Source organism: Nocardioides sediminis (assembly GCF_003047295.1).
GTDB lineage: Bacteria > Actinomycetota > Actinomycetes > Propionibacteriales > Nocardioidaceae > Nocardioides > Nocardioides sediminis.
In genome coordinates this window covers 99,517-124,238 of the sequence record NZ_PZYZ01000001.1, presented here as the reverse complement: position 1 = coordinate 124,238, position 24,722 = coordinate 99,517, and the positions used below count along the sequence as shown (strand labels likewise).

Here is a 24,722-nt window from a genome sequence, read left to right as displayed (position 1 = left end):
CCTCCTCACGAACCGGTCGCGCGCCGCTCCTCGGCCTCGCGGTCGGCACGGTCGGAGGCCTGCCGCTCCTCGGCCTCGCGCGCCAGCGCGGAGTCGCTCTCGCTGCGACCCGAGGACCAGACGCCCGTGGACTCCAGGTCGATCGTCTGGACCGTACGACGCGTGGCGGCGGGCTTGGAGACGTAGGTCGGCAACGTCGTGGGCACCATGTCCCACGAGCCGGGCTCCCGGATGACGGCGGCGGGGACCACCTCCGCCGGGACCACCTCCGGCGCGCGCTGCGCGACGAGGCCGTCCACGAGCTCCGCGACCAGCGGCGGCACCTCCGCGTGGCCGACCTCCGGGGAAGGGGGCTCGGACACGTCCGCGGCGGGCGCGGCCGGGCTGGCGGGGAGAGTGGTCGGCAGGGGGGTCCGCCGGGCGGCGGCCCGCTCCCCCTTGACCATCAGGCGGCAGGCGACCAGCCAGGCGACCAGCAGGGTGGCGGGGACCGCGACCCACGGCCAGGCGAGCACGTGGGCGACGGCCAGGCCGGCGACGACGGCGTTGGCGAGCAGCACCAGGCCGAGCACCCGACGGCGGCGACGGGCGGCCTTCTGCGCGGCAGCGCGTCGTACGGAGAGCGGGGTCTCGGGCAGCGGCGCGGACGCCGGCTGGTGTGCGGCGCGGGTCGAGGCCTTGGTCGAGACGGTCGGCACCGACGCGGTGCGGCCCGGGGTGACGACGAGGCGGGCCTCCCGGCGACCGACGGGCTCGCGGCGCGCCAGCACGCGCATCGTGTGGGAGAAGCGCTCGACGGAGCGGCTGCGGACCGCCTCGTCGTGGTGCTGGAGCGCCTTGGGGACGAGGTAGACGGCCCAGGCCACCGCCAGGGCGACGAAGATCAGTGCGCTCGGGTCCACACGCTGAGGTTAGGTTCGCCAGCACACTCTGGGGCGCATGTCTACAGGTGTGTCGTGGAACAACTGGTGTGACTCGTGGGAAAGAGGCTCATCCCAGCCGCGACAGCAGCGGTCGCGGGCACTCCTCGACGGTCACCGCGAAGATGCGGTGGTCGCGCCAGGCGCCGTCGATGTGCAGGAAGAGCGGGGCATAGCCGATCTCGCGGATGCCGAGCTTCTCCACCACGCGCAGCGAGTTGGTGTTCTCCGGCCGGATGCAGATCTCGACGCGGTGCAGGCCGGCCTCGGCGAAGCAGTGGTCGATGACCAGCGCCACCGCGGTCGGCATGACGCCCCGGCCCGCGAACTCCTGCCCCAACCAGTAGCCGATGGAGGCGAACTGGGCCGACCCGCGCACGATGTTGTTGACGGTGACCTGACCGGCGAAGCGTCCGTCCACCTCGATGGCGAAGGGCATGGCCTGCCCCTTCCTGGCCAGGCGCTGCAGCCGGCGCGCGACCTGCCGGTAGCTGCCCGCCCGGGTGCCCGCCCCGGGCGGCATGGTGGCGTCCCACGGCCGCAGCCAGTCGGCGTTGCGGCTGCGCACCTCGCGCCAGGCCGCGCTGTCGGCGGACTCGAGCGGCCGGAGCACCACGTCACCGTGGGCGAGCCGGGCCGGCCAGCCCCGGGTCACGGGTGGTCGCTCCCGACGACCTGCTCCACCGCGTGCCGCAGCACGGGCTCGAGCACGGCGAGGGCGTCGCGCACCCCGCCGCGCGAACCGGGCAGGGTCACGACCAGGCACTGGCCGACGACGCCCGCGAGGCCGCGCGAGAGCATCGCCGTCGGCACGCCGGCCGCCACGCCCCGCGCGCGGATGGCCTCGGCGATGCCCGGGACCTCGCGGTCGAGCAGCGGCCGGACGGCCTCGGGGGTGCGGTCGGTCGGGGTGAGGCCCGTGCCGCCGGTGGTGAGGACCACCCGGGCCCCGGCCTCGACCGCGGACCGGACCGCCTCGCCGACGGGGTCGCCGTCGCGCACCACCGCGGGCGCCCCGCAGGTGAAGCCCTGGCCGACGAGCCAGTCCACCATCACGGGCCCGGTGGCGTCCTCGTAGACGCCGGCCGCAGCGCGGTTGGACGCGACCACGACGGCCGCGGGGAGCAGGTCGGTCACCGGGACCAGTCCCCGGACCGGCCGCCGGACTTGGACTCCACGCGCACGTCGGTGATGACGGCGCCCTTGTCGACCGCCTTGACCATGTCGACGACGGTCAGGGCAGCGACCGAGACGGCAGTGAGCGCCTCCATCTCCACGCCCGTGCGGTCGGTGGTCGACACCGTGGCCACCACCTCCACCGCGTCGTCGGCCACGACGAGGTCGACACTCACCGACGACAGCGCCAGCGGGTGGCACAGCGGGATGAGCGACGGGGTCTGCTTGGCGCCCATGATCCCGGCGAGGCGGGCCACAGCGAGCGTGTCCCCCTTGGGCATCCCGGCGCCGCGGAGCAGGTCGACCACGGCGGGCGAGACGAGCACCCGGCCGGACGCGGACGCCGTACGCGCCGTGACCTCCTTGGCCGAGACGTCGACCATGCGTGCCGCCCCGTGCTCGTCGACGTGGGTGAGCCGGTCACCGGTGGCCATCAGAACTCCTCGTCCAGCCGCAGCACCTGCACCATGTCGCCGGCGCTCAGCGCGGTCACCTCGGGGGGTACGACGACCAGGGCGTTGGAGGTGGCCAGGTCGCCGATGAGGTGGGAGCCGTGACCCCCGACCGGGGACACGAACGCGCCGCCGCGGTCCACCTCGTAGACGCCGCGCACCATCTGCTGCTTGCCCTCCGGCGAGCTGAGGCCGTGGGTCAGCCGGGCCCGGCCGAGCGGGCGCGAGTAGGGCAGCTTGCCCATCATGCGGCGGATCGCGGGCAGCACGAACGTCTCGAACGAGACGTAGGCCGACACGGGGTTGCCGGGCAGGGTGAAGATCGGGGTGTCGTCGTCGCCGACGGTGCCGAAGCCCTGGGGCTTGCCGGGCTGCATGGCCACGCCGCCGAACCACACCGTGCCGAGGCGGCCGAGCGCCTCCTTGACGACGTCGAAGTCGCCCTGGCTCACTCCCCCGCTGGTGACCACGAGGTCGGCACGGACCAGCTGGTCGCTCAGCGCGTCGGTGAAGGTGCGCGGGTCGTCGGGGACGATCCCCACGCGGTAGGCGATCGCCCCGGCGGAGCGGGCGGCGGCCGCGAGCAGGTAGGAGTTGCCGTCGTAGATCGAGTCGTGCCCCAGCGGGGAGCCGGGCTCGCGCAGCTCCGAACCGGTCGAGATGACCACCACGCGCGGCCGGGGGCGGCACCGGACGGTGGCGCGACCCACCGAGGCCAGCAGCCCGAGGTGCCGCGGGCCCAGGACGGTCCCGTGCTCGATGAGGAGGTCGCCCTCCTCGACGTCGTCGCCCCGGGGACGGATGTGCTGACCCGGGGACGGGGCCTGGGTGATCCGCACCTGGGCGACGCCGCGGTCGGTCCACTCGTAGGGCACGACGGCGTCGCTCCCGCGGGGCACCGGGGCGCCGGTCATGATCTTGACCGCGGTTCCCGGCGAGAGGGCCACCAGGTCGGCCCGGCCGGCGCCGATCTCGCCGACGACCGGCAGGTGCACCGGCTGCTCGGGGGACGCGGTGAGCACGTCGTCGCGGACCACGGCGTAGCCGTCCATCGAGGAGTTGTCGAAGCTCGGCAGCGCGATCGGGGCGTGCACGTCCTCGGCGACCGCCAGCCCGAGGGCGTCCATCAGCGGCTGGGGGAAGTCGGGAAGCGGCGAGACCGACGCCAGGATCCGCTCGACGAGGTCGGGGACCGGCAGGAGGTCAGCCATCGGCGTCCCCGGACAGCACGGTCCCGGCCTCCACGCGCTGCGCGGCGGACGACTCCAGCTCGACGTCGCCGACCACGCGGACGCCGTGGCCGAAGGTGAAGTCGCCGTCGACCTTGAACGACCCGGCCTCGCGGAGCGAGGGCGCGCCCTCGGGGAACCGCTTGTCGAAGTCGCCGACGAGCTTGTAGAACTCGCCGTCGAGCTCGATGTAGGGGACCTCGTCCGAGGCCTGGTCGAGCACGAAGTCACGACCGAGGTCGTAGATGTCCGAGCGCAGCACCAGCAGGTCGTTGGTCGTCTTGACCGGCACGAACCGGTCGCGGCCGACCTCGATGGTGCGGGCGCCCTCGAAGACCTCGATCGCGGCGCCCATCGCGGTCTCGATCTGGATCACCTCGGGCGTGGACGGGTCGCCCGGGTCGAGGTGCTTGACGTTGCGGATCAGCGGCAGCCCGAGCACGCCCTGCCGGGCGTCGAGCGCGTCGCTCATCGCCTGCAGGTCGAACCACAGGTTGTTGGTCGAGCAGTAGCGGTGCCGGCTGAGGTCGGCGAGCGCCTCGCGGTCCTCCGGGAGGGTCTGCGCCGTCTCGCGCAGCACGATGCGGCCGTCCTCCTTGCGGCGGGCGAAGTGGCCGCCCTTGCGGTCCGAGGCGGTGCGCTTCACGGCCTCGATCGCGAACGGCGCGCCCGTCGAGGCGAACCACCCCGCGACCCGGGGGTCGGGCACCGCCCCGAGGTTGTCGGAGTTGGAGACGAAGGCGTAGCGGTAGCCCTGCTCGATGAGCCGGCCGAGCAGCCCGGAGCCGCGCAGCGCGGTGTAGATGTCGCCGTGGCCGGGCGGGCACCACTCGAGGTCCGGGTCCTTGGGGTAGGAGGCCGGCAGCAGGTCGCTGGCGAGCAGCTTGGGCTCCTTGTTCTGCAGGAACTCCAGGGGCAGGCCCTCGACGGGAAGGTCCTCGTAGCGGGCCAGCGCGGCCATCGTGTCCGAGGAGGTGCGGAACGAGTCCATGAAGAGCAGCGGCAGCGTGGCGTCGTGCTTGGTGCGCAGGTGCAGCACCTGGCGCGCGATGATGTCGAGGAAGCTCAGGCCCCGGCGCACGCACAGCAGCGACTTGGCGCGGTCCATGCCCATGGAGGTGCCGAGCCCGCCGTTGAGCTTGATGACGACCGTCGTGCGGATCGCCTCGGCGGCGACGTCGTCGTCGACCTCGACGTCGGCCAGCGACTCCATGTCGAGCGGCTCGATCGACGACTCGGGGATCATCCCGGTCTCACCGTGCTCGAGGAGCCGGTAGTAGTGCGCGAACGTGTCGATCGCGACCGGGTCGACGCCCGCGTCCTGCATCTTGAGCCGCGCGATCTCGAGGCCTTTGCTACCCATGCTCCGATCGTAGGCTCATCCCGTGCCGATACCACGCGAGACCCCGTCCACGGACCCGGGCGAGCGCAAGCGGGCGCTGCGCCGGCGGCTGCTGGAGGGTCGCCGCACCCGTCCCGCGGCCGAGCTCGAGGCGGCCGCCGCGGCCATCGCGGGGCACGCCCTCGCCTGGGATCCCGTACGCCGCGCGCGCACCGTCGCGGCGTACGTCTCGGTGGGTCCGGAGCCGGGCACCGGGCCGCTCGTCGACGGCCTGCGCGCGGCGGGGATCCGGGTGCTGGTCCCCGTGGTGCTGCCGGACCTCGACCTGGACTGGGCCGTGCACGACGGGCCGGGGTCGCTGGCCACCGCCCGCCTCGGCCTGCAGGAGCCCGTCGGGGAGCGCCTGGGCCGTGAGGCGGTGCTGGAGGCCGACGTCCTGCTGGTGCCGGGGCTCGCGGTCTCGCCCGTCGGCGACCGTCTCGGTCGCGGCGGCGGGTGCTACGACCGGGCACTGGCCCGCGCGGCAGGACGACCGACGGCGGTGCTGCTGCACGACGCCGAGGTCGGGATCGACGTGCCCACCGAGCCCCACGACCGGCCGGTGACGCACGCGATCACGCCCGCCGGCGTGCACGCGCTCGGCTCCTAGTCGTCGGCGGCCGCCGGGAGGAGGGTCAGGGTGTCCTCGGCCGCGGCCTCGACGGCGTCCCTGGAGAAGACCCACGGGAGGTAGCGACCGGTGGCCCACAGCTCGGTCTGGTCGGCGTAGTGCGGCGAGCCCGGGTGCCCGGACACGCCGGTGAGGTTGATCCAGCGCGACCGGTCGAGGTCGGCCAGCGAGACGACCATCCGCATGGACGGCGCGGAGGTGACCTCGTAGCCCTCGGTGGCGTCCCACGCCGTGGCGTCGACGATGCTGGACCCGCCGCCGACCTCGTAGCCGTCACGGTTGAGGAGACGCTCCACCGGGGCGATGCCGGACTCCCCAAGCGTCGAGCTGTGCAGGTCGAGGCGGTGCAGGTGGCCCCAGGTCCACTGGTCGGGGTCGAGGGCCTGCCGGCGCGTCATCTCGTCCCGGGCGTCCATCATCGCCTGGCGGAGGATGTCGTCGCGCGACTCCGGCTGCTCGGTGTCCACGTCGTCCCACCACGGGCCGGCGGGGTCGGCCAGCAGCGGCTCCACGACGCCGAACCACCGGTCGCCGCCCTCGGGCCGGACGTCCTCGTGGAGCTCGTCGTGGAAGGTCAGCCGCAGCAGGTTGCTCCACACGGCGTTGTAGTAGGCCGCGGCCGCGCTGTCGGCGGGCTGGGAGAAGTCCCAGTCGGCGAGCAGCTCCTGGCCGTCGCGGTAGTAGGCGCTCGGCAGGTCCGGCACGTCGAGCAGGTAGGGCACGAGGGTGGGTGCCATCGGGTTGGCCGAGTCGAGCTGGAGGCGCGTCATCTCCTCCACCGACAGCTCGCCCTCCTCCTCGAGCACCTGCCGGATGCGGGTCGAGCGGTAGCCGCGGTCCCAGTCGCTGGTGAGGAAGTAGGGGTAGTCGGGACCGACGACGGCCTGGTTGGCCGTCACGACGAACCCCTCCTCGGGGTCGAGCACGCTCGGCAGGCCGTCGAAGGGGACGTGGTCGCCGGTCCAGTCGTTGGCCGACACCCAGCCCTCTGCCGGCATCCGCCCGTCGTTGCCGGACTTGCGGATCGGGATCCGGCCGGGCGCCTGGTAGCCGATGTGCCCCTCGCGGTCGGCGTACACGAGGTTCTGGGCCGGCACGGCGAAGTCGGCGGCGGCGGCGCGGAACTCGTCCCAGCTGCTCGCCCGGTTGAGGGCCAGGACGGCGTCGGCGGTCGTGCCGGGCTCCAGGGCGGTCCACTGCAGGGCCACGGCGTACCCGTTGCCACGGCCGGTGAGGTCGACCTCGTCGACGTGCGCGTTGGCGCCGACCGAGCTGAGCTCCTGCGACACGTCGCTGACCAGCGGGCCGTGCGCGGTCTCCCGGATCCGGAGCTCGACGTCGTCCTCGCCGCGGACCTCGATGGTCTCGGTGCGGATCTCCAGCGGCCGCGGCTCGTCGTCCTGGATCCAGGTGTCGCCCTCGATCTTCTCGAGGTAGAGGTCGGTGACGTCGGGGCCCAGGTTGGTGAACCCCCAGGCGATGTCGGCGTTGTGCCCGATGATCACGCCCGGGACGCCGGAGAAGGTGAAGCCGGAGGTGTCCAGGGTGCAGTCGGGCGTGGCCTCGCGGCAGTGCAGGCCCATCTGGACCCAGGTGCCGGGCATGCCGACGGCCAGGTGCGGGTCGTTGGCCAGCAGCGGCGCGCCGGTCGCGCTGTGCTCGCCGTCGACGACCCACGAGTTGGAGCCGATCCCGTCGCCCCGACCCATCAGGTCGGGCATCGCGGCCACGGTGTCGCGGACCCCCTCGAGGGCGTCGACCATCTCACGGGAGTACGCCGGGCGCCGGGGGATGCGGGTCGCGTTGCCGGAGGCGTTCTGCTCGAAGACGCCGTCGACGACACCGCCGCTGCCGACGATCGGCGGGTGCCGGTCGAAGGGGTAGTCGGGGTAGAGCTGCGCCACCTCCTCGGCGGTGTGGTCGAGGCTGGCCGTCACCCGGTCGATCTCGTCGGTCATGTTGCCCCGCAGGTCCCACGCCATCGCCTTCAGCCAGGCCAGCGAGTCGACCGGCGTCCAGGGCTCGGGCTCGTAGGCCAGGCCGGTCGCGGCGAGGAGGGTGTACTCCACCGCGATCCCGGTGCTGCCGTGGGCCTCGAGGTAGGCGTTGACACCCTCGGCGTACGACGCGAGCGCCTCGCGCGTCCCGGTGTCGACGAGCGCGAGCTCCTGCTCGGCGACCCGGCGCCAGCCCATGGTGCGGATCATCTTGTCGGTCTCGAGGCTGTCCTCCCCGAAGAGCTCGGACAGCCGGCCGCTGGTGACGTGGCGGCGCACGTCCATCTCGAAGAAGCGCTCCTGGGCGTGCACGTAGCCCTGCGCACGCAGCAGGTCGTCGTCGGTGTCGGCGTAGACCTGCGGGATGCCGTGGGCGTCGCGCAGCACCTCGACCTCGCCGGTCAGGCCCGGGACCTCGACCTCGCCGTCGGTCTGCGCGACCGGCCGCAGCACGAAGGCGCCGGTGACCGCGAGGAGCAGCGCGAGGAGCGCCGCGAGCGCGGCCGCGCCGTACGCCGTCCAGCGGACGCCGCGGGGGGCGGCCCGGAACATCTGCCACCACGACGGGTCGGCGGGGGTGGTCGGAGGCTGCTCGCTCATCGTGTGGGCATTGTGCCGTACGATTGGCAGTCGACCGTGGCGAGTGCCAGCGTGTCCCGCGATCCACCCCCCGTGAGCCACCACCGTCATCCCCGAAGGTCCCCGATGCCCACCTACCAGTACCTCTGCACCGAGTGCGGCCACGCGTTCGAGCAGTTCCAGAGCTTCAACGACGACGCCCTGACGCACTGCCCCGAGTGCGACGGCCGGCTGCGCAAGGTCTTCAACGCCGTGGGCGTGGTCTTCAAGGGGTCGGGCTTCTACCGCACCGACAGCCGCTCCGGCTCGTCCTCGTCGTCCTCCTCCGGGTCGGGCAGCTCGTCCTCGGACTCCTCCGGCTCGTCCTCGCCGTCGTCCGGCACCTCGTCGTCCGGCTCGGGCTCGAGCACGTCCTCGGGATCCTCCTCGTCCGGCTCGTCGTCGGGCCAGCCGTCGTCCACAGGCTCCTCCTCCAGCTGACCCTCCCCAGGTCGCCCCGCGCTCGGGGCAGGGGGTCCGCGCGGCGCCCTAGCGTCGCGGCATGGCCTCCCTCGACGACGTGCGCCGCCGCTGGCGCACCCTGCGCCGCCGCGTGCTGTCCCGCCGTCGTCCCCTCGCCGCGCTCTGCGCCGCCGTGGCGGTGCTGGTGGGCCTCCGCCTGGGGGTCGCTCCTCCCCCACCGAGCGTGCCGGTCCCGGTGGCGGTGCGCGACCTGCCCGCGGGGTCGGTCGTCGCTCGCGACGACGTCACCACCGCCGCCTTCGCCCCCGGCACCGCCCCCGCGGCCGTGGCCGAGGACCCGGTCGGACGGGTGCTGGCCGCTCCCGTCGGCGCGGGGGAGCCGGTCACCGACGTACGGCTGGTCGGGGCGCGCCTCGCCGCCGCGCATCCCGACCTCACGGTGATGCCGGTGCGGCTGCCGGACGCCGGCGTGGTCGACCTGCTGCGTCCCGGTGACCGCATCGACCTGCTGGCGGCCGACCCGGGGTCGGGCGGCGCCACGCCGCTGGCCCAGGACGTGCTGGTCCTCGCGGTGCCCCCGGTCGGGTCGTCCTCGGTCGAGGACCCCGCCGCGCCGCCGGGGCGGCTGGTCGTGCTCGGCCTCGGTCCGACGGCGGCCCCGGACGTCGGCGCGGCCGCAGTGACGCAGTTCCTCGTGGTGGCGTTCGCGCGCTAGCGTGCGAGCCGACCCACACATCACTGACTCCGACCTCGGGGTCGAGCTAGGAGCACGTCATGAGCGGATTCAAGAACTTCCTGCTGCGCGGCAACCTCATCGAGCTGGCGGTCGCCTTCATCATGGCGACGGCCTTCGCCGCGGTCGTGACCGCGACGGTGGCCCTCATCATGGATCTGATCGGCAAGGCCGGCGGCACGCCCGACTTCTCCACCTACGCACCCGGCGGCGTCTCCGTCGGCGCCTGGCTGACCGCCCTGATCTCGTTCGTGATCATGGCGGCGATCGTCTACTTCTTCATCGTCATGCCCTACACCAAGGCCAAGGAGCGCTACTTCCCCACCGAGGAGGAGGGCACCCCGGCCGACGTGGCGGTGCTGGAGGAGATCCGGGACCTGCTGCGCGCCCGCAACGGCCAGGTCTGACCCGCTCGCTTCAGCCGTGGTGCGGTGGCACCTGGTCGCGGTACCACCGGTCGCCGAGGGACTGGCTGTGCGCGCCGTCCCCGAAGGCGGCGTCGAGCCGGCGACGTCGTACCCAGTCGGGCTCCTGCTCGGTCGGCGAGACGGTCTCGACTGTCTCGTCGGCCTCGCCGGCCTCTCCGCCCTCGGCGACCGACGCGGGGTCCTCGTCGTCGGGTCGTCCGGCGTCCGGCCGCTCGGCGTGGGTCACGCGCACACGCCCGGGACCGTCTCGGTGGGCGTGGCCTCCTCGGTCGGCGTGGCCGTCTCGTCGGGGGTGGCCGTCTCGGTCGGCGTCGCCGTCTCGGACGGGGTCTCCGGCTGGTCGGTGGCGGACGGGGACTCCGAGGGCGACTCCGTCTCCTGGGCCGCGGCCTCGCTGGACGTCGACGGGGCCTCGGCGGTGACGGCGTCGTCGAGGAGTCGCTTGGGCAGCGGCTTGTCCTCGTTGATGAACTGCCACAGCTCGGTCGCCTCGTCGGTCCAGTAGACCCGGCCCCAGTGCTCGGAGTCGCGCGGGTAGTAGGCGTTGGGCACGGTCACGAACTGGATCTCGTCCAGGCCGATGTTCTGCAGCTGCATGGCGATCTTGCCGAGCCGCGTCACCGACCCGAGGTCCTCGTCGGTGGTGAGCGACTTCGTCGCCGCGTCGAGGAAGTTGACCACCTTGTCGAGGCGGGTCAGCGTGCCGGCGGACTTGACCTCGCGGACCAGGGCGGCGATGAAGGTCTGCTGGCGGCGGATGCGGCTGATGTCGTTCTGCTGGGACAGCTCACCGACGTAGCGCGCGCGCACGTAGTCGAGCGCCTCGTCGCCCGTCAGCAGGGAGGGGTCGCCGGCCGGGACGAAGATCTCGTGCTTCGGGTCCTCGATGTCCTCGGGCACGCAGACCGGCACGCCCCCGACCGCGTCGACCATCTCGCCGAACCCGTTGAAGTCGACGGTGACGAAGTGGTCGACGAAGACGTCGGTGTTCTCCTCGACCTGGGCGACCGTGCACAGCGGGCCGCCGACCGAGAACGCCTGGTTCCAGATGATGTCGCTCACCGGGTCGCTGCCGTCGCACTCCGGCCGGTCCACGATCGAGTCGCGCGGGATGGAGATGGCGTACGCCCGGCTGCGGTCGGCGGACAGGTGCACCAGGATCGTGGTGTCGGACCCGCCGCCACCGGCCTCGCTGTCGATGTCGTTGCCCTCGCCCGACCGGGTGTCGTCGCCCATCACCAGGATGTTGAGCGGCTCGCCGTTGCCCCGGTAGACCTTCTCCGGCCGGTCGTCCCCGAGCGCCGCGAAGGACTCGGTGTCGATGTTGCCGTTGAGGTGGCGGTAGAGGAAGACGACGCTGAGCGCGGTCACCAGGGCCAGCACCAGGGTGCTGACGAGGACGACGCGCCCCACGGTGTGCTTGCGCTTGACCTCGCCCTTGCGCTTGGGCGCAGGGGGCTCGGTCTGGGCGCTGTGGGCTCCTGACACCTGGTCTCACACCTTCGTCGGTGGGGCGCTCGGCGGACACCCCGGGTCAACGTCGCAACCTACGCGACACCAGCAAATTGTCACCGTAGTGCTCGGCAGGACAAATTCTTCGGCGCCGACTCGCGTGAAAGGATGATGTCGTCCATCCCGTCCTCGGCCCCAGGGACTGTCTCGTCGTGCCCCACCAGCCCCACTCCCGCCTCCGCCGCGGCCTCCGCGTGCCGTTGGCCGCTCTCGTCGCTGTCGTCGGGCTGGCCCTCGTCGCCCCCGTCGCGAGCCCCGGCACCAGCCCCGTGGCCAGCTCGGCGACCTCCGGCGCCGGCACTCCCCTCCCAGGGACCAGGACCGCCGCGGGGCGCGGCACCGCGGTGACCGAGGAGCCGCGCAACGTCGTGCTGGTGCTGACCGACGACATGCGCGCCGACGACATGCGCCACATGCCCCACGTGCGCAAGCTCCTCGTCGACCGCGGGATGACCTTCCGCCAGGCGCAGTCCCCGCACCCGCTGTGCTGCCCGGCCCGCGCCGAGATCCTGTCGGGCCAGTACGCCCAGAACAACGGTGTGCACCACAACTCCGGCCCGTACGGCGGCTGGCAGTCGTTCGACCCGAGCTCGACGATCGCGACGTGGGCCCAGGACGCGGGCTACCGGACCGCCCTGCACGGCAAGCACCTCAACCACTTCGAGCGCGGCGAGCCCGCCGACCCGGGCTGGGACAACTTCGACATCCTGCTCGAGCCGGCCACCGACTACGCCAACTTCGACTTCTTCAACGGCACCTCCTACCGCCGTGACTACGTCACCACGCGGCTGGACCAGCGCACGGTCTCCGACCTCGAGCGCTGGGCCGGCCCCACGCCGTACATGGTCATGGCCAACCACGTGGCACCGCACATCTGGATGCCCCGCTCGGCCCGGGGCGACGGCGACGGCGACCGCGGTGGCCGGCCGCCCATGGTGGCGCCCGAGCACCGGCGGGCACTGGCCGGGCTGAAGCCGCGGTCCTTCCGGGTGCCGAGCTTCAACGAGGCCGACCTGCGCGACAAGGAGCGGGTCGTGCGCAAGCGCGGCACCATCTCGCGCAAGGAGATGCGGACCCTCAACCTCGCCCGCATCCGGTCGTTGCTGTCGGTCGACGACGCCGTGAAGAACCTGGTCGACACGCTGCGGGAGACCGGCGAGCTCGACAGCACCTACATCGTCTTCACCAGCGACAACGGCTACGCCCTCGGCGAGCACCGCTTCACCGGCAAGGACCGGCTCACCGACGAGATCATGGACGTGCCGCTCGTCGTGCGGGGTCCGGGCGTCCCGGCCGGCAGGACGTCGAACCGCATGGTGTCGCTCGTCGACCTGACCGCCACCCTGAGCTCGCTGATGGACCTCTCCCCCGACCTCACGCTGGACGGCGAGGACTTCTCCGACACGCTCCTCGGCCGCAGGGCGACCGCCCGGCGCGACACCATGCTGACCCAGACGGGCGGCAAGGCGACCGGCGTGCGCGACCCGGGCTGGACCTACCGCGGCGTGCTGACGAAGCGCTGGTCCTACGGTCGGCGGGTCAACGACGGGATGCGCGACGGGTTCCTCTACGACCGGGACCGCGACCCCTACGAGCTGCGCAACCTTATCCTGTCCAAGCGGCACGCCCCCGTACGCCGCGAGCTCGAGCGCCGCCTGCGGGCGCTCGGCGACTGCGCGGGCGCCGAGTGCAACCGGCGGTTCGGCAAGGTCCGCGCGCCGCGCCGCTGAGCAGCGGCTCCGGGAGCCGGGGGCTGCTTGGCGCGGGGGGGCGCCGTCCTGCGAGGATGGACCCGCACTCGCCCCAGTAGCTCAGTGGATAGAGCAGCCGCCTCCTAAGCGAAAGGTCGTAGGTTCGACTCCTACCTGGGGCACCACACCACCGACCGGCGACCGGGCGCTTCCGTGCCGCTGGAGCGTGCCGACCGGGCGCTTTCGTCGCGCTGGGACGTGCCGACCGGGCGCTTCCGTCCCGCTGACGGCGTCAACCCAGCAGGGGATGCCTCACGACACGGTCGGACGGGCCTCGCTGCGTCGCGGCGAACGGTTCTCGGGTGACTGCCTCTGGCTGGGGACGGTGTCGGTCCGACCGATCGAGTTGAGCACGCGGGCGGCGTGCACGGCGGACCTGTAGCGCCAGCGGGCGGGGCGGGTGACGGGCGGGAGGGTGCGGCTCTGTTCCAACGTCGGCTCCTCGGGCTGCGTGCGGTGTCGCCTCGGGGGAGGTGGCGACGTGCCCCATCGAGGCTAGGTACGACCGAGTCGGCACAGCAGGGTCGAAGGTCCCTTCGTCGCTCGGTCAGCCGGGCGTGGCTCGCCGGCCCGCCTCAGAAGCTGCCCCCGTCGCCCCCGCCACCGTCGAACCCGCCACCGTCGAAGCCGCCGCCGTCGAAGCCGCCGCCGTGGCCGTCGAACCCGCCGCCGTACGAGTCGGGTTCTGGAGCCATGTGGATCCAGGCCGCCGCGGCGCCGGCAGCGGTGGCGTCCGCCGGGAAGTAGCCCCGGCTGTAGGGGTCGAAGGTGGCGCCGGCCTCCCAGTAGGGCACGCGGCGCGAGCCGATCTCCACGGTCAGGACCTCCGGCTTCTCCCGCGCCGCGAGCTGGGCGGCGCAACGGCTGCAGGCGGGGACGATGCGGGTGCCACGCCGGACGCTCGTCCACATCACGTCGCGTGCCGACGGTCCGTGCTGGGGGTTGAAGAAGCACGGGACCCGGAGCTCCGGACGCGGCCTGTCCTCGATCCACGCGTGGACGCACGCCAGCGCGAAGCGGCCGGTGGCCAGGGTGTCGACCAGCCGGCTGATCTCGTCGGGGTGCTCCATGTGCGGGGCGTCCCACTTCCCGCGCTCGTAGGCGTCGAGTGCGGTCTGGTAGTCGTGCTGCGCACTCGGGTCGAGGGGTCGCCCGGCAAGGGTGCGGTCGAGACGCTGGAGCTGCTCGCCGAAGACGGTGACGTCCTCGTCCGCCAGTCGGCGCATCTGGTCGAGCACGACGGCCTGCTCCCTGCGATCGGCCCGAAGGGAGCTGAACCGGCGGGCGGTCAACGTCGCCGCGCCGCCTGCCGCCAAGGCGAGCAGGAGCCACTCCATACCCGGCGTTCTACCAAGAGGGACGGGGTGCGCGTCAGAGGCGAAAGCCTCTCGACGGCCGAGGAGCCGGCCCCGGTCAGAGCGTCTCGAACCTCATGCCCGCCGCCTGCACGCGCTCCAGCAGGTTGTCCCCCATCGCCTGCGCGGTGGTGACCTGCCCGGCCGTCGGCGGGTTGTCGTCCAGCGCCAGGCACAGGGCCGACTCGGCCAGCATCATCGCAGTCTCGGTGTAGCCCGGGTCACCGCCGGAGACGCGGGTGCGCACGGTGCGCCCACCACCCTCCCCGACGAGGTCGACGGTGAACCACGCCCTGTCCCGACGTGCCTGGTCGGGACCCTCGCCCTGCGCGACCCGGCCGAGGAGGAAGTCGCGGACCGGCCCGACCTGGGCGGCCGCGACGAGCGCCCCGGCGCCCAGCGCGCCGCCGGCGGCGTACCGCAGCGTCTTGGTGCCCGCATAGTGCGAGTAGCGGAAGTCGGGACCGTACGCCGGCAGGGCGGCGCCGCTGCGGGCGACCACGACCGGGTCGATCGTCGGCAGCGGGAGCAGCCAGTAGCCCAGGGTCGAGTCCCGGTGCGGCCTTCCGGCCACCGCACGCGACCGGCGTCCGTCGGCCGGCCGGCCCTCGGCGCGGCGGCGGGCGGAGTGCGCCTCCTTCATCCGGCGGGCGCGGCCGAACTGCTCGAGCGCGGAGTGGATGGTGCCGCCCGACGGGGTCCCCCCGGTGCGTACGACGCCCCGCAGCGTGATCGGGACGTCGGCGGGCAGCTGGCGCACGGTGTAGAGGGCGCCGAGGTCGTGCGGCACCGAGTCGAAGCCGCAGGCGTGCACCAGGCGCGCGCCCGTGCGGACGGCCGCCTGGTGGTGCCGGAGGTACATCCGGTCCACGAACTCCGGCTCCCCGGTGATGTCGACGTAGTCGGTGCCGGCGTCGGCGCACGCGGCGACCAGCGGCTCGCCGTAGGAGAGGAACGGTCCCACCGTGGTGGCGACGACCCGGGCGCGACCGGCGACCTCGGCCAGGCCCACCGGGTCGGTCGCGTCCACCTGAAGGAGCTCGAGACCGGCGGCGGCCGGGTCGATCGTGGCGAGGCGGGCCCGCACCTGCTCGAGCTTGTCGAGGTTGCGTCCGGCGAGCGCCCAGCGCAACCCCGCGGGCGCGTGCCGCACGAGGTACTCGGCGGTCAGGCCACCGGTGAAGCCGGTCGCCCCGAGGAGCACGATGTCGAGGTCGCGGTCGAGGGCGCGTGGGTCGGTCATGCCGCCATCCAAACAGGTCCGCGGAACCCGCTCCCCGCCGCGGGCGTCTGACGGGAATGGGACGGACCTCCAGGTGGCTCCTCGCGGCACTGGGCCTGCTGGGCCTGGTCGCCGGCAGCGTCCTCACCACCCTCGCCGTGACGGGCGGGACCGGGTCACGGTCGGTACCGGGGACGGACGGTGCGGGCGGCGATCTCCGGCTGGCGTCGGCCGGGATGCGTCCGGCCACCTCGTGCGACGACCTGCTCGCGCAGTACGTCGAGCGGGCGCTCGAGGAGGTCGGACCCTACGGCTGGGAGACCGGCCCGGTCATCATGTTCGACGCGTCCGGCGCCGCCCGCTCGGAGACGGCGGCAGGCGCCCCGCTCCCGACCACGACGAGGTCCACGAGCAGCGGCACCGGCACCAACGTGCAGGAGGCCGGCGTCGACGAGCCCGACGCGGTCAAGGTCCTCGACGACCGGCTCGTGCGCGTGCAGGACGACGTCCTGACCGTGCACGACCTCGGCGCCGACGAGCCGCGGCTGCTCTCGACCCTGACCCTCGAGGGGATGGCCGACGGCGAGCTCCTGGTGTCCGGCGACCGGGTCGTCGTCCTGGGCGCCGTCGAGCGCGGCACCCCCGGCGCGTACGACGGGAGCGCGGGCACCCGGGTCGTCGTCCTGGACGTGGCCGACCCCGGCGCCCCGCGGGTCGTGAGCACCGCCGACCTCGACGCCGAGCTGGTCGCCGCGCGGCTGCACGGCGACCTGGGCGAAGCATCGGGCGACCCCTCCGAGGACGTCGTGCGCCTCGTCCTGCGCACCGGGCTGCCGGCCCTCGACTTCGTGCAGCCCGGCCCGCGCCAGGATCAGGGGGCGGCGCTGGAGCACAACCGGCAGGTGGTGCGCGACTCCACGCTGGCCGACTGGCTGCCCACGGTCGGCGGCGCGCCCGTGGTGGCCTGTGGGGACGTCGCCGTGCCGACCGACCGGGATGCGGCGCTGGCCACCACCACCGTCCTGGGGTTCCGGGCCGCCGACACGGACCCGCTGGCCGCAGCGTCGGCGACCGGCCTGGCCGCCGACGCCACGACGTCGTACTTCTCCACCGACCGCCTCTACCTCGCGACCGGTCCGGCGTCCGGGTGGTGGGAGCGCCGGCCGACGATCGAGTGCATCGACTGCCTGCCGCCGACGCCCGGCGACGGCACCACCGACCTGCACGCCTTCGCGCTCGATGACCTCGACACCACCTACGTCGCCGGCGGGGAGGTGGAGGGGTCGGTCCGCGACCGGTGGGCGATGGACGTCGCCGACGGGACCCTGCGCCTCACGGTGACGGGCACGGGGATCGCGGGCCCTGCCGCCCGCGCCGCCCCGGCCAGCTCGGTGGTGACCCTGCGCGAGGACGGCACGCGGCTGGTCGAGGTCGGCCGCGTGGACGGACTCGGCGTCGGCGAGCAGGTCACGGCGGTGCGCTGGTTCGACGACCTCGCCCTCGTGGTCACCTTCCGCCGGGTCGACCCGTTGTACGCCGTCGACCTCACCGACCCGACCGCCCCACGCCTGGTGGGCGAGCTGAAGATCCCGGGCTACAGCGAGTACCTCCACCCCCTCGGCGGCCGGCGTCTCCTCGGGGTCGGCCAGGACGCCGGACCGGACGGCACCCTGCGCGGCGCCCAGGCCGCGCTCTTCGACGTGACCGACCTGACCGCCCCGGACCGGCTCGACACCGTCGCCTACCCGCCCCGTTCCTCCGCCGCGGCGGGGACCGACCCGCGACAGTTCACCTGGCTGCCCGACCGACGCATCGCGCTGACCGTCGTCGCCGACGGGTGGGACGGGCGGACCGGCTGGGTCTCGGTGATGCGGCTGGGTGGCGACCGGATCCGCAACGACCTCGTCGAGGTCGCGGTGGGCATGGGCGGGGAGCTCGCCGACGTGCGCACGGTCCCGACGCCCGACGGCCGGGTGGTGCTGGTCGCCGGCGACAGCGTGTCGTTCATGCCGCTCTGACCCGGACCTTCGCCCTTCCGACGCTGACGCACCCGGCGGGCCCGACCTACTCTGGTGGCATGTGCCGCAACATCCGCCCGCTCAACAACTTCGAGCCGCCCGCCTCCCGCGACGAGGTGACGGCCGCCGCCCTGCAGTACGTCCGCAAGGTCGCGGGCACCACGAAGCCGTCCCAGGCCAACGAGGCGGCCTTCCACGAGGCGGTGCGCGAGATCGCGCACATCACCCAGCACCTGCTCGACGAGCTGGTGACCACCGCTCCGCCCAAGAACCGCGAGGTCGAGGCGGCCAAGGCCCGCGCGCGGGCGCAGGCGCGGTACGCGTGACCCTGCACCCCGGGCGGGTCGACGCGGTGCTCGACGCCAGGCTGGAGGAGGCGCTCGACCTCCTGACGACCCGGCCCCTCGTCGTGCTCACCGGCGCCGGGCTCTCGACCGACTCCGGGATCCCGGACTACCGCGGACCGGGGTCACCCGTCCGGACGCCGATGACCTTCCAGGAGTTCGTCTCCGGACCCGACTCCCAGCAGCGGTACTGGGCGCGGAGCCACCTCGGCTGGGCGCGCATGGGGCACGCGCGGCCCAACGACGGGCACCGGGCGCTGGCCCGGATCGACCCCGAGCTGCTGATCACCCAGAACGTCGACGGGCTCCACGAGGCAGCCGGCTCGCGCCGGGTGGTGGCCTTGCACGGCCGGGTCGCCGACGTGGTGTGCCTCGAGTGCCGCGACGTCTCGGCGCGGACCGCCCTCCAGCAGCGGCTGGCCGACCTCAACGCCGGCTGGCTGGTCCGGCACGGCGCGGCGGCGACGCGGCCGGACGGGGACGTCGAGCTCGAGGAGACCGACGGCTTCGTGGTCCCCGGCTGCGACGGCTGCGGGGGGCCCCTCAAGCCGCACGTGGTGTTCTTCGGGGAGAACGTGCCCGCCGACCGGGTGGCGCTCTGCTACGAGGCGGTCGACGCCCTCGGCGAGGACGGTGCGCTGCTCGTCGCCGGGTCCTCGCTGGCCGTGATGAGCGGGCTGCGGTTCGTCAAGCGCGCAGCCCGGGCCGGCACGCCGGTGGTGATCGTCAACCGCGGCGCCACCCGGGGCGACGAGCTGGCGACGTACACCCTCCACGTCGGGTGCAGCGAGTTCCTGACCGCCCTCGCCGACCGCCGCGACGGCCGGGGCTGAGGAGCCCTCAGAGGCGGCGCACGAAGATGTGCTCGGCCGCCTCGAGCACGACCTCGGCGGTCTCGCCGCCGGAGCCGACGAGGATGCCCTCGCCCGTGGCGGCGACGGTGACCGTCTTGTCCGGCACCGCGCCGACGCGCCGCAGCGTGCTCATCAGGTCCTCGTCCTTCTGCATCTCCTCGGAGATGCGTCGGACCAGGACCCGGGAGTCGTCGGGGCCCGCGACCACGGAGAGCGGCTCGACGCCGTCCATGAAGTCCTCCCCCAGCGCGCTCTCGCCGAGCTCGTCGAGGCCGGGGATGGGGTTGCCGTAGGGCGACTCCGTGGGGTGGCCGAGCAGCTCCACGAGCCGCCGCTCGACGGTCTCGGACATCACGTGCTCCCAGCGGCACGCCTCGGCGTGCACGAGCTCCCAGTCGAGGCCGATCACGTCGGTCAGCAGGCGCTCGGCGAGGCGGTGCTTGCGCATCACCCGCGTCGCGAGGCGGCGGCCCTCCTCGGTCAGCTCGAGGTGCCGGTCGCCCTCCACCGTCAGCAGGCCGTCACGCTCCATCCGGGCCACGGTCTGGGAGACCGTGGGGCCGCTCTGGTGCAGGCGCTCGGCGATGCGGGCACGCAGCGGCACGATCCCCTCCTCCACGAGCTCGTAGATCGTGCGGAGGTACATCTCGGTGGTGTCGATCAGGTCGCTCACGGCGTCATTGTGTCCCATCGCGCCGACACCCGGACGAGGTGGCACGACCGCGCCGCGCCGCGGGTGGCACAGTGGACGGGTGACCGAGCTGATCGTCCCGCGCCGCTTCTGCGGACCACCCGACTCGGGCAACGGCGGCTGGACCGCCGGCGCCCTCGCCAGCACCCTCTCCTGCGAGCCCGCCGACCACGCGGGACACTGGCCGACCGTGGAGGTGTCGCTGCGCCAGCCCCCGCCCCTCGACGCCCCGATGGACGTGGTGGCCGGGGACGACGGCAGCAGCACCGCGACCTTCGGCGGCGCCGTGATCGCGACCGCCGCGCGGGTGGCCGACGGGACGCTGTCCGAGGTCGACGCCGTCGCGCCCGAGGTCGCGCTCGCTGCCGAGGCGACGTACGCCGGGCACACGTTCCACCCCTTCCCCACGTGCTTCGCCTGCGGCACCGGCCGCGAGGAGGGCGACGGCCTGCGGATCTTCCCCGGGGTCGTCGAGGGCGACCGGGTGGCGGCCACCTGGACGCCGCACCGCAGCGTGGCCGAGGACTGGCACACCTACGTCGACGACGACCCGCGCGCCTCGGTCGCCGCCACCTGGGCGTCGCTGGACTGCGTGGGGGGCTGGGCCGGCGACCTGACCGAGCGGCTGATGGTGCTGGGCCGGATGACCGCCCGGATCGACACCCTCCCCGTCGTCGGCGAGCGGCACGTCGTGGTCGGCGCCGCACGCGGACGCGAGGGCCGCAAGACCTTCACCGCAGCCACACTGTACGACGCCGACGGTCGGGTGGTGGCCACGGCCGAGCACGTGTGGGTCGCCGTGGACCCGGCGCTGTTCGGCGGGCTGCGCCCGGCGGAGCGCCCCCAGGATTGACCCGGCACGCGGAGTCGGGTCAGACTGGTCCGCATGGCTGATTTTAACGATCCAATCGGCGCCGACGCCGCGTGGTGGCGCAACGCCGTCGTCTACCAGGTCTACGTCCGCAGCTTCGCCGACAGCGACGGCGACGGCATCGGCGACCTGCCGGGCATCACCTCGCGCCTGCCCTACCTGCGCGACCTCGGGGTGGACGCCCTCTGGATCACGCCGTTCTACACCTCGCCGCAGCGCGACCACGGGTACGACGTCGCCGACTACACCGACGTCGACCCGCTGTTCGGCACGCTGAAGGACGCCGACACCCTCATCGAGACGGCGCACGAGCTCGACCTGCGCGTCATCGTCGACCTGGTGCCCAACCACACCTCCGACGACCACGAGTGGTTCAAGGCCGCCCTCGCCGCCGCCCCGGGCAGCCCCGAGCGCGCCCGCTACATGTTCCGCGAGGGATCGGGCCCCGACGGCTCGCTGCCCCCCAACAACTGGGAGTCCGTCTTCGGCGGCCCCGCCTGGACCCGAGTCCCCGACGGCCAGTGGTACCTCCACCTCTTCGACTCCACCCAGCCCGACCTCGACTGGCGCAACCCCGAGGTCGGCGACATGTTCGAGGACGTCCTGCGCTTCTGGCTGGACAAGGGCGTCGACGGGTTCCGCGTCGACGTCGCGCACGGCCTCTACAAGGAGGAGTCGCTGCGCGACCAGGTGGTCGCCGAGGGCGGGCGGGCCAGCTCCGGCCAGGTCAACTCCGACTCCTCGATGGTCTCCCGCGAGCTCAAGGACGAGCCCATGTGGGACCAGCCCGAGGTGCACGACGTCTACCGCCGGTGGAACGCCGTCCTCGACAGCGTCGGTCCCGACCGGATGGCCGTCGCCGAGGCGTGGACCCAGACGCCCGAGTCCATGGCGGCCTTCGTGCGGCCCGACGAGCTCGACCAGGCCTTCAACTTCGCCTGGCTGCTGGCCGACTGGTCCGCCGACTCCTTCCGCAAGGTCGTGGTCGACACGCTCGCCGCGGTGGCCCCGGTCGGCGCCTCGCCGACCTGGGTGCTGAGCAACCACGACGTGGTGCGCCACCCCACCCGCTACGGCGGCGGCGAGCAGGGCCTGGCCCGCGCCCGTGCCGCCACCCTGGCCATGCTCGCCCTGCCCGGCTCCTCCTACCTCTACCAGGGCGAGGAGCTCGGCCTCGAGCAGGTCGACGTCCACCCCGAGCACCGGGAGGACCCCTCGTGGTTCCGCACCGGCGAGGTCGGCCGCGACGGCTGCCGGGTGCCGATCCCGTGGGGCGGCGACTCCGCGCCGTACGGCTTCGGTCCCGGCGACGCGCAGCCCTGGATTCCGCAGCCCGACGAGTTCAAGGGCCTCTCGGTCGAGGCCCAGGCCGGGGTGGAGGGCTCGACGCTGGAGTTCTACCGCGCGGCCCTCGCGGCCCGGCGTGCGCACGCGCTGCCGCAGGGCGACGAGGTGACGGTCCTCACCGGGACCGACGACGTGCTGGAGCTGCACCGCGGCGGCCTGCGGGTGCTGCTCAACTGTGGCACCACCGACCTCCCGCTCCCCGCGGGCACCGTCGTGGCGAGCAGCGCGCCGGTGGCCGACGTGCTGCCGCCCGACACCTGCGTCTGGCTCGGCTGACACGCCCGCACCGACGATCGACGGCCCGCCACCGAGGTGACTCGGTGGCGGGCCGTCGGCGTCCGGGCGGGAGCCCTCAGGGCTGGCCGAGCGTCCGGTTGTAACGCGCGAACCGGGTGACCAGCTCGTCGAGGTCCTCCGGCGACCACTCGGCGAGGCGCTCGTCGAGCTGCTCGATGCGCAGCCGGCTGACCGCGTCGACCTTCTCCTTGGCCTCCGTCGTCGCCGTCAGGATCGTGGCGCGACCGTCGGCCGGGTCCGGGGTGCGCTCCACCAGGCCGAGGTCGACCAGGTGCTGCACCTGGCGCGACACCGCGCCCTTGTCGAGGTCGAAGGTGTCGGCGATCTCGGAGGAGCGCCGCGGACCGGCCTCGATGAGGTGGGCGAGCATGACGTACGACGAGGGCTGCAGCGAGGGGTGCACGAGGGCGGCCCGTTCGCTGAGCGCGCGCCGTACGCGACGCATCAGGATCCCGACCTCCTGCTCGAGGGCGTGCAGCGTGCGGATGCGGTCGTTCACCGTTCCAGCACCACCGTGGCCTCGGGCGCCCGGCGGGCACCGAGGTCGTCGTCGTCCAGCGTCTCGCGCATCGGCACCTCCTCGATGAAGAGTACGGCGACCAGTGCGGCGACCGCGAAGGGTGCCGCCACCAGGAACAGGTGACCGGTCGCGACGCCGAAGGCGTGCTCGACCACGGCGCGGACCGGCTCGGGCAGCGTGGCCAGGTCGGGGATGTGACCGCTGCCGCCGGCGCCGCCCTCGATGCCGAGTCGGGCCAGGCCCCGGGCGGTCTCGTCGGCGACCTGGTGGCTGAGCACGGCGCCGAGGGCCGAGACGCCGATCGAGCCCCCCATCGAGCGGAAGAACGCGACGACCGCGCTGGCCGCGCCCATGTCGGACTGCGCGGTGTTGTTCTGCACGGCGAGGACGAGGTTCTGCATGGTCGCGCCGAGTCCGAGGCCCAGCACCGCCATGAAGCCACCGACCACCCACAGGCGGGTGGTCTCGTCGATGGTGGAGAGCAGGAGCAGTCCGACGATCACCAGGACCATGCCGCCGACGAGGAAGTTCTTCCACCGGCCGGTCCGGGTGATGAGCCGGCCGCTGATGATGCTGGAGACCAGCAGGCCGCCGACCATCGCGACCGACATCAGCCCGGCCCTGGTCGGCGACATGCCGCGGGCCAGCTGGAAGTACTGCGAGAGGTAGACCGTGGCGCCGAACATCGCCAGGCCGATGAGCACGGAGGCGACCGTGGCCAGCGAGGTGGTGCGGTCGCGGAAGAGCCGCAGCGGGATGACCGGGTCGCGGGCGACCCTCATCTCGACGTACACGGCGCAAGCCACCACCACGAGACCTCCGACCACCAGGGCGATGCTCGTGACCGACGTCCACGCGAACTGGCTGCCGGCCAGCGATACCCAGACCAGTAGCAGCGAGACGCCGCCGACCAGCAGCGTCGCGCCGAGGTAGTCGATGTGCACCTCGCGCCGGACGACCGGGATGTGCAGCGTCTTCTGCAGCACCACGAAGGCGACGAGCGCGACCGGGATGCCGAAGAAGAAGCACCATCGCCAGCCGACCGTGTCCACGAGCAGGCCGCCCACCAGCGGCCCCGAGATCGTGGCCATGGCGAACACGGCGCCGATGTAGCCGGAGTAACGGCCCCGTTCGCGGGGGGTCACCATCGTGGCGATCACGACCTGCACGAGCGCGGTCAGCCCGCCCACGCCGAGGCCCTGGACCGCCCGGGCGCCGATCAGCACCTCCATCGTCGGCGCGAAGCCGGCGATGACCGAGCCGAGCGAGAAGATCACCAGGGCGCTCTGCACCAGGACCTTCTTGTCGAACTGGTCGGCGAGCTTGCCCCAGATCGGGGTGGTCGCCGTCATGGTCAGCAGGGTGGCGACGACGACCCACGTGTAGCCGGTCTGGCTGCCGTCGAGGTCGGTCACGATCCGCGGCAGCGCGTTGGACACGATGGTGCTCGACAGCATGGCGACGAACATCGCGAGCAGGAGGCCGCTGAGCGCCTCCATCACCTCGCGGTGGCTCATCTGGCCGGACTGCTCCGCCGTCGGGGGTGCGCTGGCGGGCTGGGGGTGGGACACGGACGCTCGATTCATGAGGACTAGAAGGTTGCCAGCGGCAACCATATTCCCTGTCCCCTGCTCCTGTCCCGTCCGGTACGACGTGAGGTGGCGCACGTCGGCCGGGCTCAGGTCCCCGCGGCGCGGCCGGCGGATGCTCGGACGCGGCGGTGAGCCTGCGGAGGCGTACGCCGGCGCGGACGCCCGTGGCGGCGGGCGTGGCGGCGGGCGTGGCGGCGGGCGTCGTACGAGCGTCCCCGTGGACCGCCCCGCTGGTGCCCGAGCACCCGGAAATGCAGCGACCCGCAGGCCTGCTGCCCCTCACGGTCTTCACCGGGAGAGGCCCCGGGGGATGACGTCCGGGGGCCTGCGGGTCGGGTGGCTGCGGTGGATTCGCCGGCA

General features: G+C 73.4%; 24 protein-coding genes and 1 tRNA gene. 11 read left to right on the top strand and 14 right to left on the bottom strand.

Annotated features, from left to right (window positions below; all coding sequences use genetic code 11):
• Positions 1 to 5 precede the first annotated feature (5 nt).
• From sepX to DAI17_RS00555, 6 genes are all read right to left on the bottom strand, one after another.
• On the bottom strand, positions 6 to 902 hold the full coding sequence (sepX, locus tag DAI17_RS00580; protein ID WP_107770966.1) for a divisome protein SepX/GlpR: 897 nt from the start codon (positions 900 to 902) through the stop codon (positions 6 to 8).
• Between the two features lie 88 nt (positions 903 to 990).
• On the bottom strand, positions 991 to 1,575 hold the full coding sequence (locus DAI17_RS00575) for a GNAT family N-acetyltransferase (RefSeq protein WP_107770965.1): 585 nt from the start codon (positions 1,573 to 1,575) through the stop codon (positions 991 to 993).
• Positions 1,572 to 2,057: a MogA/MoaB family molybdenum cofactor biosynthesis protein gene (locus DAI17_RS00570; RefSeq protein WP_234412058.1), complete on the bottom strand. Its 486-nt coding sequence runs from the start codon at positions 2,055 to 2,057 to the stop codon at positions 1,572 to 1,574. Before DAI17_RS00570 ends, DAI17_RS00575 begins: the two co-directional genes overlap by 4 nt.
• Positions 2,054 to 2,530: a cyclic pyranopterin monophosphate synthase MoaC gene (moaC, locus tag DAI17_RS00565; RefSeq protein WP_107770964.1), complete on the bottom strand. Its 477-nt coding sequence runs from the start codon at positions 2,528 to 2,530 to the stop codon at positions 2,054 to 2,056. The genes DAI17_RS00570 and moaC overlap by 4 nt, the downstream gene beginning before the upstream one ends.
• Complete coding sequence (gene glp / locus DAI17_RS00560; protein WP_107770963.1) at positions 2,530 to 3,759, bottom strand: molybdotransferase-like divisome protein Glp; 1,230 nt, start codon at positions 3,757 to 3,759, stop codon at positions 2,530 to 2,532. The genes moaC and glp overlap by 1 nt, the downstream gene beginning before the upstream one ends.
• Positions 3,752 to 5,140, bottom strand: coding sequence for a UTP--glucose-1-phosphate uridylyltransferase (locus tag DAI17_RS00555; RefSeq protein WP_107770962.1), 1,389 nt, complete (start codon positions 5,138 to 5,140; stop codon positions 3,752 to 3,754). Before DAI17_RS00555 ends, glp begins: the two co-directional genes overlap by 8 nt.
• A 22-nt stretch (positions 5,141 to 5,162) precedes the next feature.
• Between DAI17_RS00555 and DAI17_RS00550 the strand changes: the two genes are divergently transcribed.
• On the top strand, positions 5,163 to 5,768 hold the full coding sequence (locus tag DAI17_RS00550) for a 5-formyltetrahydrofolate cyclo-ligase (RefSeq protein WP_234412057.1): 606 nt from the start codon (positions 5,163 to 5,165) through the stop codon (positions 5,766 to 5,768).
• Here the strand turns inward: DAI17_RS00550 and DAI17_RS00545 are convergent.
• Positions 5,765 to 8,386: a penicillin acylase family protein gene (locus DAI17_RS00545; protein ID WP_234412056.1), complete on the bottom strand. Its 2,622-nt coding sequence runs from the start codon at positions 8,384 to 8,386 to the stop codon at positions 5,765 to 5,767. The two genes, DAI17_RS00550 and DAI17_RS00545, sit on opposite strands and share 4 nt — an antisense overlap.
• Before the next feature lie 105 nt (positions 8,387 to 8,491).
• Here DAI17_RS00545 and DAI17_RS21740 point away from each other — a divergent pair, with 105 nt between their 5' ends.
• The 3 genes from DAI17_RS21740 to DAI17_RS00530 all read left to right on the top strand — a co-directional run bounded on the left by DAI17_RS21740 (position 8,492) and on the right by DAI17_RS00530 (position 9,967).
• Positions 8,492 to 8,845, top strand: coding sequence for an FmdB family zinc ribbon protein (locus tag DAI17_RS21740; protein ID WP_107770961.1), 354 nt, complete (start codon positions 8,492 to 8,494; stop codon positions 8,843 to 8,845).
• Positions 8,846 to 8,906: 61 nt separating this feature from the next.
• Positions 8,907 to 9,542 carry an SAF domain-containing protein gene (locus DAI17_RS00535; protein WP_107770960.1) on the top strand — a complete coding sequence of 212 codons (636 nt, stop codon included), beginning with the start codon at positions 8,907 to 8,909 and terminating at the stop codon, positions 9,540 to 9,542.
• Between the two features lie 59 nt (positions 9,543 to 9,601).
• Entirely contained in the window at positions 9,602 to 9,967 is a 366-nt protein-coding gene (locus tag DAI17_RS00530) for an MscL family protein (RefSeq protein ID WP_107770959.1), read from the top strand.
• A 10-nt stretch (positions 9,968 to 9,977) separates the two neighbouring features.
• On the opposite strand, the gene DAI17_RS00525 is transcribed toward DAI17_RS00530, so the two are convergent.
• Both DAI17_RS00525 and DAI17_RS00520 read right to left on the bottom strand, forming a co-directional pair.
• Positions 9,978 to 10,214 carry a hypothetical protein gene (locus DAI17_RS00525; RefSeq protein WP_159081264.1) on the bottom strand — a complete coding sequence of 79 codons (237 nt, stop codon included), beginning with the start codon at positions 10,212 to 10,214 and terminating at the stop codon, positions 9,978 to 9,980.
• Positions 10,211 to 11,476 (bottom strand): LCP family protein, encoded by a 1,266-nt coding sequence (locus DAI17_RS00520; RefSeq protein WP_107770957.1) that lies wholly within the window; start codon positions 11,474 to 11,476, stop codon positions 10,211 to 10,213. The genes DAI17_RS00525 and DAI17_RS00520 overlap by 4 nt, the downstream gene beginning before the upstream one ends.
• 176 nt (positions 11,477 to 11,652) lie before the next feature.
• Here DAI17_RS00520 and DAI17_RS00510 point away from each other — a divergent pair, with 176 nt between their 5' ends.
• Positions 11,653 to 13,230 carry a sulfatase family protein gene (locus DAI17_RS00510; protein ID WP_159081263.1) on the top strand — a complete coding sequence of 526 codons (1,578 nt, stop codon included), beginning with the start codon at positions 11,653 to 11,655 and terminating at the stop codon, positions 13,228 to 13,230.
• 70 nt (positions 13,231 to 13,300) lie between these two features.
• Positions 13,301 to 13,376, top strand: a tRNA-Arg gene (locus tag DAI17_RS00505).
• A gap of 450 nt (positions 13,377 to 13,826) precedes the next feature.
• Here DAI17_RS00505 and DAI17_RS20810 read toward each other — a convergent pair.
• Together DAI17_RS20810 and DAI17_RS00495 are read right to left on the bottom strand one after the other, a co-directional pair.
• A complete protein-coding gene (locus DAI17_RS20810; RefSeq protein WP_159081262.1) occupies positions 13,827 to 14,588 on the bottom strand; it encodes a hypothetical protein in 762 nt (253 codons plus the stop codon).
• 76 nt (positions 14,589 to 14,664) lie between these two features.
• The gene (locus DAI17_RS00495; RefSeq protein ID WP_107770953.1) at positions 14,665 to 15,849 is read right to left on the bottom strand and encodes a saccharopine dehydrogenase family protein; all 1,185 of its coding nucleotides are present in this window, start codon (positions 15,847 to 15,849) and stop codon (positions 14,665 to 14,667) included.
• Positions 15,850 to 15,905: 56 nt separating this feature from the next.
• Here DAI17_RS00495 and DAI17_RS00490 point away from each other — a divergent pair, with 56 nt between their 5' ends.
• From DAI17_RS00490 to DAI17_RS00480, 3 genes are read left to right on the top strand one after another with little or no spacing between them, the layout of a single operon-like run.
• Entirely contained in the window at positions 15,906 to 17,846 is a 1,941-nt protein-coding gene (locus tag DAI17_RS00490) for a beta-propeller domain-containing protein (protein WP_107770952.1), read from the top strand.
• Between the two features lie 59 nt (positions 17,847 to 17,905).
• Positions 17,906 to 18,172 (top strand): DUF2277 domain-containing protein, encoded by a 267-nt coding sequence (locus tag DAI17_RS00485; RefSeq protein ID WP_107770951.1) that lies wholly within the window; start codon positions 17,906 to 17,908, stop codon positions 18,170 to 18,172.
• Positions 18,169 to 19,023: a Sir2 family NAD-dependent protein deacetylase gene (locus DAI17_RS00480; protein ID WP_234412055.1), complete on the top strand. Its 855-nt coding sequence runs from the start codon at positions 18,169 to 18,171 to the stop codon at positions 19,021 to 19,023. Before DAI17_RS00485 ends, DAI17_RS00480 begins: the two co-directional genes overlap by 4 nt.
• Positions 19,024 to 19,030: 7 nt before the next feature.
• Here the strand turns inward: DAI17_RS00480 and DAI17_RS00475 are convergent, their stop codons facing one another.
• Entirely contained in the window at positions 19,031 to 19,717 is a 687-nt protein-coding gene (locus tag DAI17_RS00475; RefSeq protein ID WP_107770950.1) for a metal-dependent transcriptional regulator, read from the bottom strand.
• 79 nt (positions 19,718 to 19,796) lie between these two features.
• Here DAI17_RS00475 and DAI17_RS00470 point away from each other — a divergent pair, with 79 nt between their 5' ends.
• Entirely contained in the window at positions 19,797 to 20,588 is a 792-nt protein-coding gene (locus DAI17_RS00470; RefSeq protein WP_107770949.1) for a hotdog family protein, read from the top strand.
• Positions 20,589 to 20,621: 33 nt separating this feature from the next.
• Positions 20,622 to 22,229, top strand: a complete 1,608-nt coding sequence (locus tag DAI17_RS00465; protein ID WP_107770948.1) for a glycoside hydrolase family 13 protein — start codon at positions 20,622 to 20,624, stop codon at positions 22,227 to 22,229.
• 76 nt (positions 22,230 to 22,305) lie between these two features.
• Here the strand turns inward: DAI17_RS00465 and DAI17_RS00460 are convergent, their stop codons facing one another.
• Together DAI17_RS00460 and DAI17_RS00455 are read right to left on the bottom strand one after the other, a co-directional pair.
• Positions 22,306 to 22,749: a MarR family winged helix-turn-helix transcriptional regulator gene (locus DAI17_RS00460; RefSeq protein WP_107770947.1), complete on the bottom strand. Its 444-nt coding sequence runs from the start codon at positions 22,747 to 22,749 to the stop codon at positions 22,306 to 22,308.
• Positions 22,746 to 24,341: an MDR family MFS transporter gene (locus DAI17_RS00455; RefSeq protein ID WP_234412054.1), complete on the bottom strand. Its 1,596-nt coding sequence runs from the start codon at positions 24,339 to 24,341 to the stop codon at positions 22,746 to 22,748. The genes DAI17_RS00460 and DAI17_RS00455 overlap by 4 nt, the downstream gene beginning before the upstream one ends.
• Positions 24,342 to 24,722: the final 381 nt, after the last annotated feature.

Coding starts and splice junctions, on each gene's coding strand:
- moaC (WP_107770964.1), bottom strand. CDS start 2,530: ATGGCCACCGGTGACCGGCTCACCCACGTCGACGAGCACGGGGCGGCA.
- glp (WP_107770963.1), bottom strand. CDS start 3,759: ATGGCTGACCTCCTGCCGGTCCCCGACCTCGTCGAGCGGATCCTGGCG.
- DAI17_RS00555 (WP_107770962.1), bottom strand. CDS start 5,140: ATGGGTAGCAAAGGCCTCGAGATCGCGCGGCTCAAGATGCAGGACGCG.
- DAI17_RS00545 (WP_234412056.1), bottom strand. CDS start 8,386: ATGAGCGAGCAGCCTCCGACCACCCCCGCCGACCCGTCGTGGTGGCAG.
- DAI17_RS21740 (WP_107770961.1), top strand. CDS start 8,492: ATGCCCACCTACCAGTACCTCTGCACCGAGTGCGGCCACGCGTTCGAG.
- DAI17_RS00535 (WP_107770960.1), top strand. CDS start 8,907: ATGGCCTCCCTCGACGACGTGCGCCGCCGCTGGCGCACCCTGCGCCGC.
- DAI17_RS00530 (WP_107770959.1), top strand. CDS start 9,602: ATGAGCGGATTCAAGAACTTCCTGCTGCGCGGCAACCTCATCGAGCTG.
- DAI17_RS20810 (WP_159081262.1), bottom strand. CDS start 14,588: ATGGAGTGGCTCCTGCTCGCCTTGGCGGCAGGCGGCGCGGCGACGTTG.
- DAI17_RS00495 (WP_107770953.1), bottom strand. CDS start 15,849: ATGACCGACCCACGCGCCCTCGACCGCGACCTCGACATCGTGCTCCTC.
- DAI17_RS00490 (WP_107770952.1), top strand. CDS start 15,906: ATGGGACGGACCTCCAGGTGGCTCCTCGCGGCACTGGGCCTGCTGGGC.
- DAI17_RS00485 (WP_107770951.1), top strand. CDS start 17,906: ATGTGCCGCAACATCCGCCCGCTCAACAACTTCGAGCCGCCCGCCTCC.
- DAI17_RS00465 (WP_107770948.1), top strand. CDS start 20,622: ATGGCTGATTTTAACGATCCAATCGGCGCCGACGCCGCGTGGTGGCGC.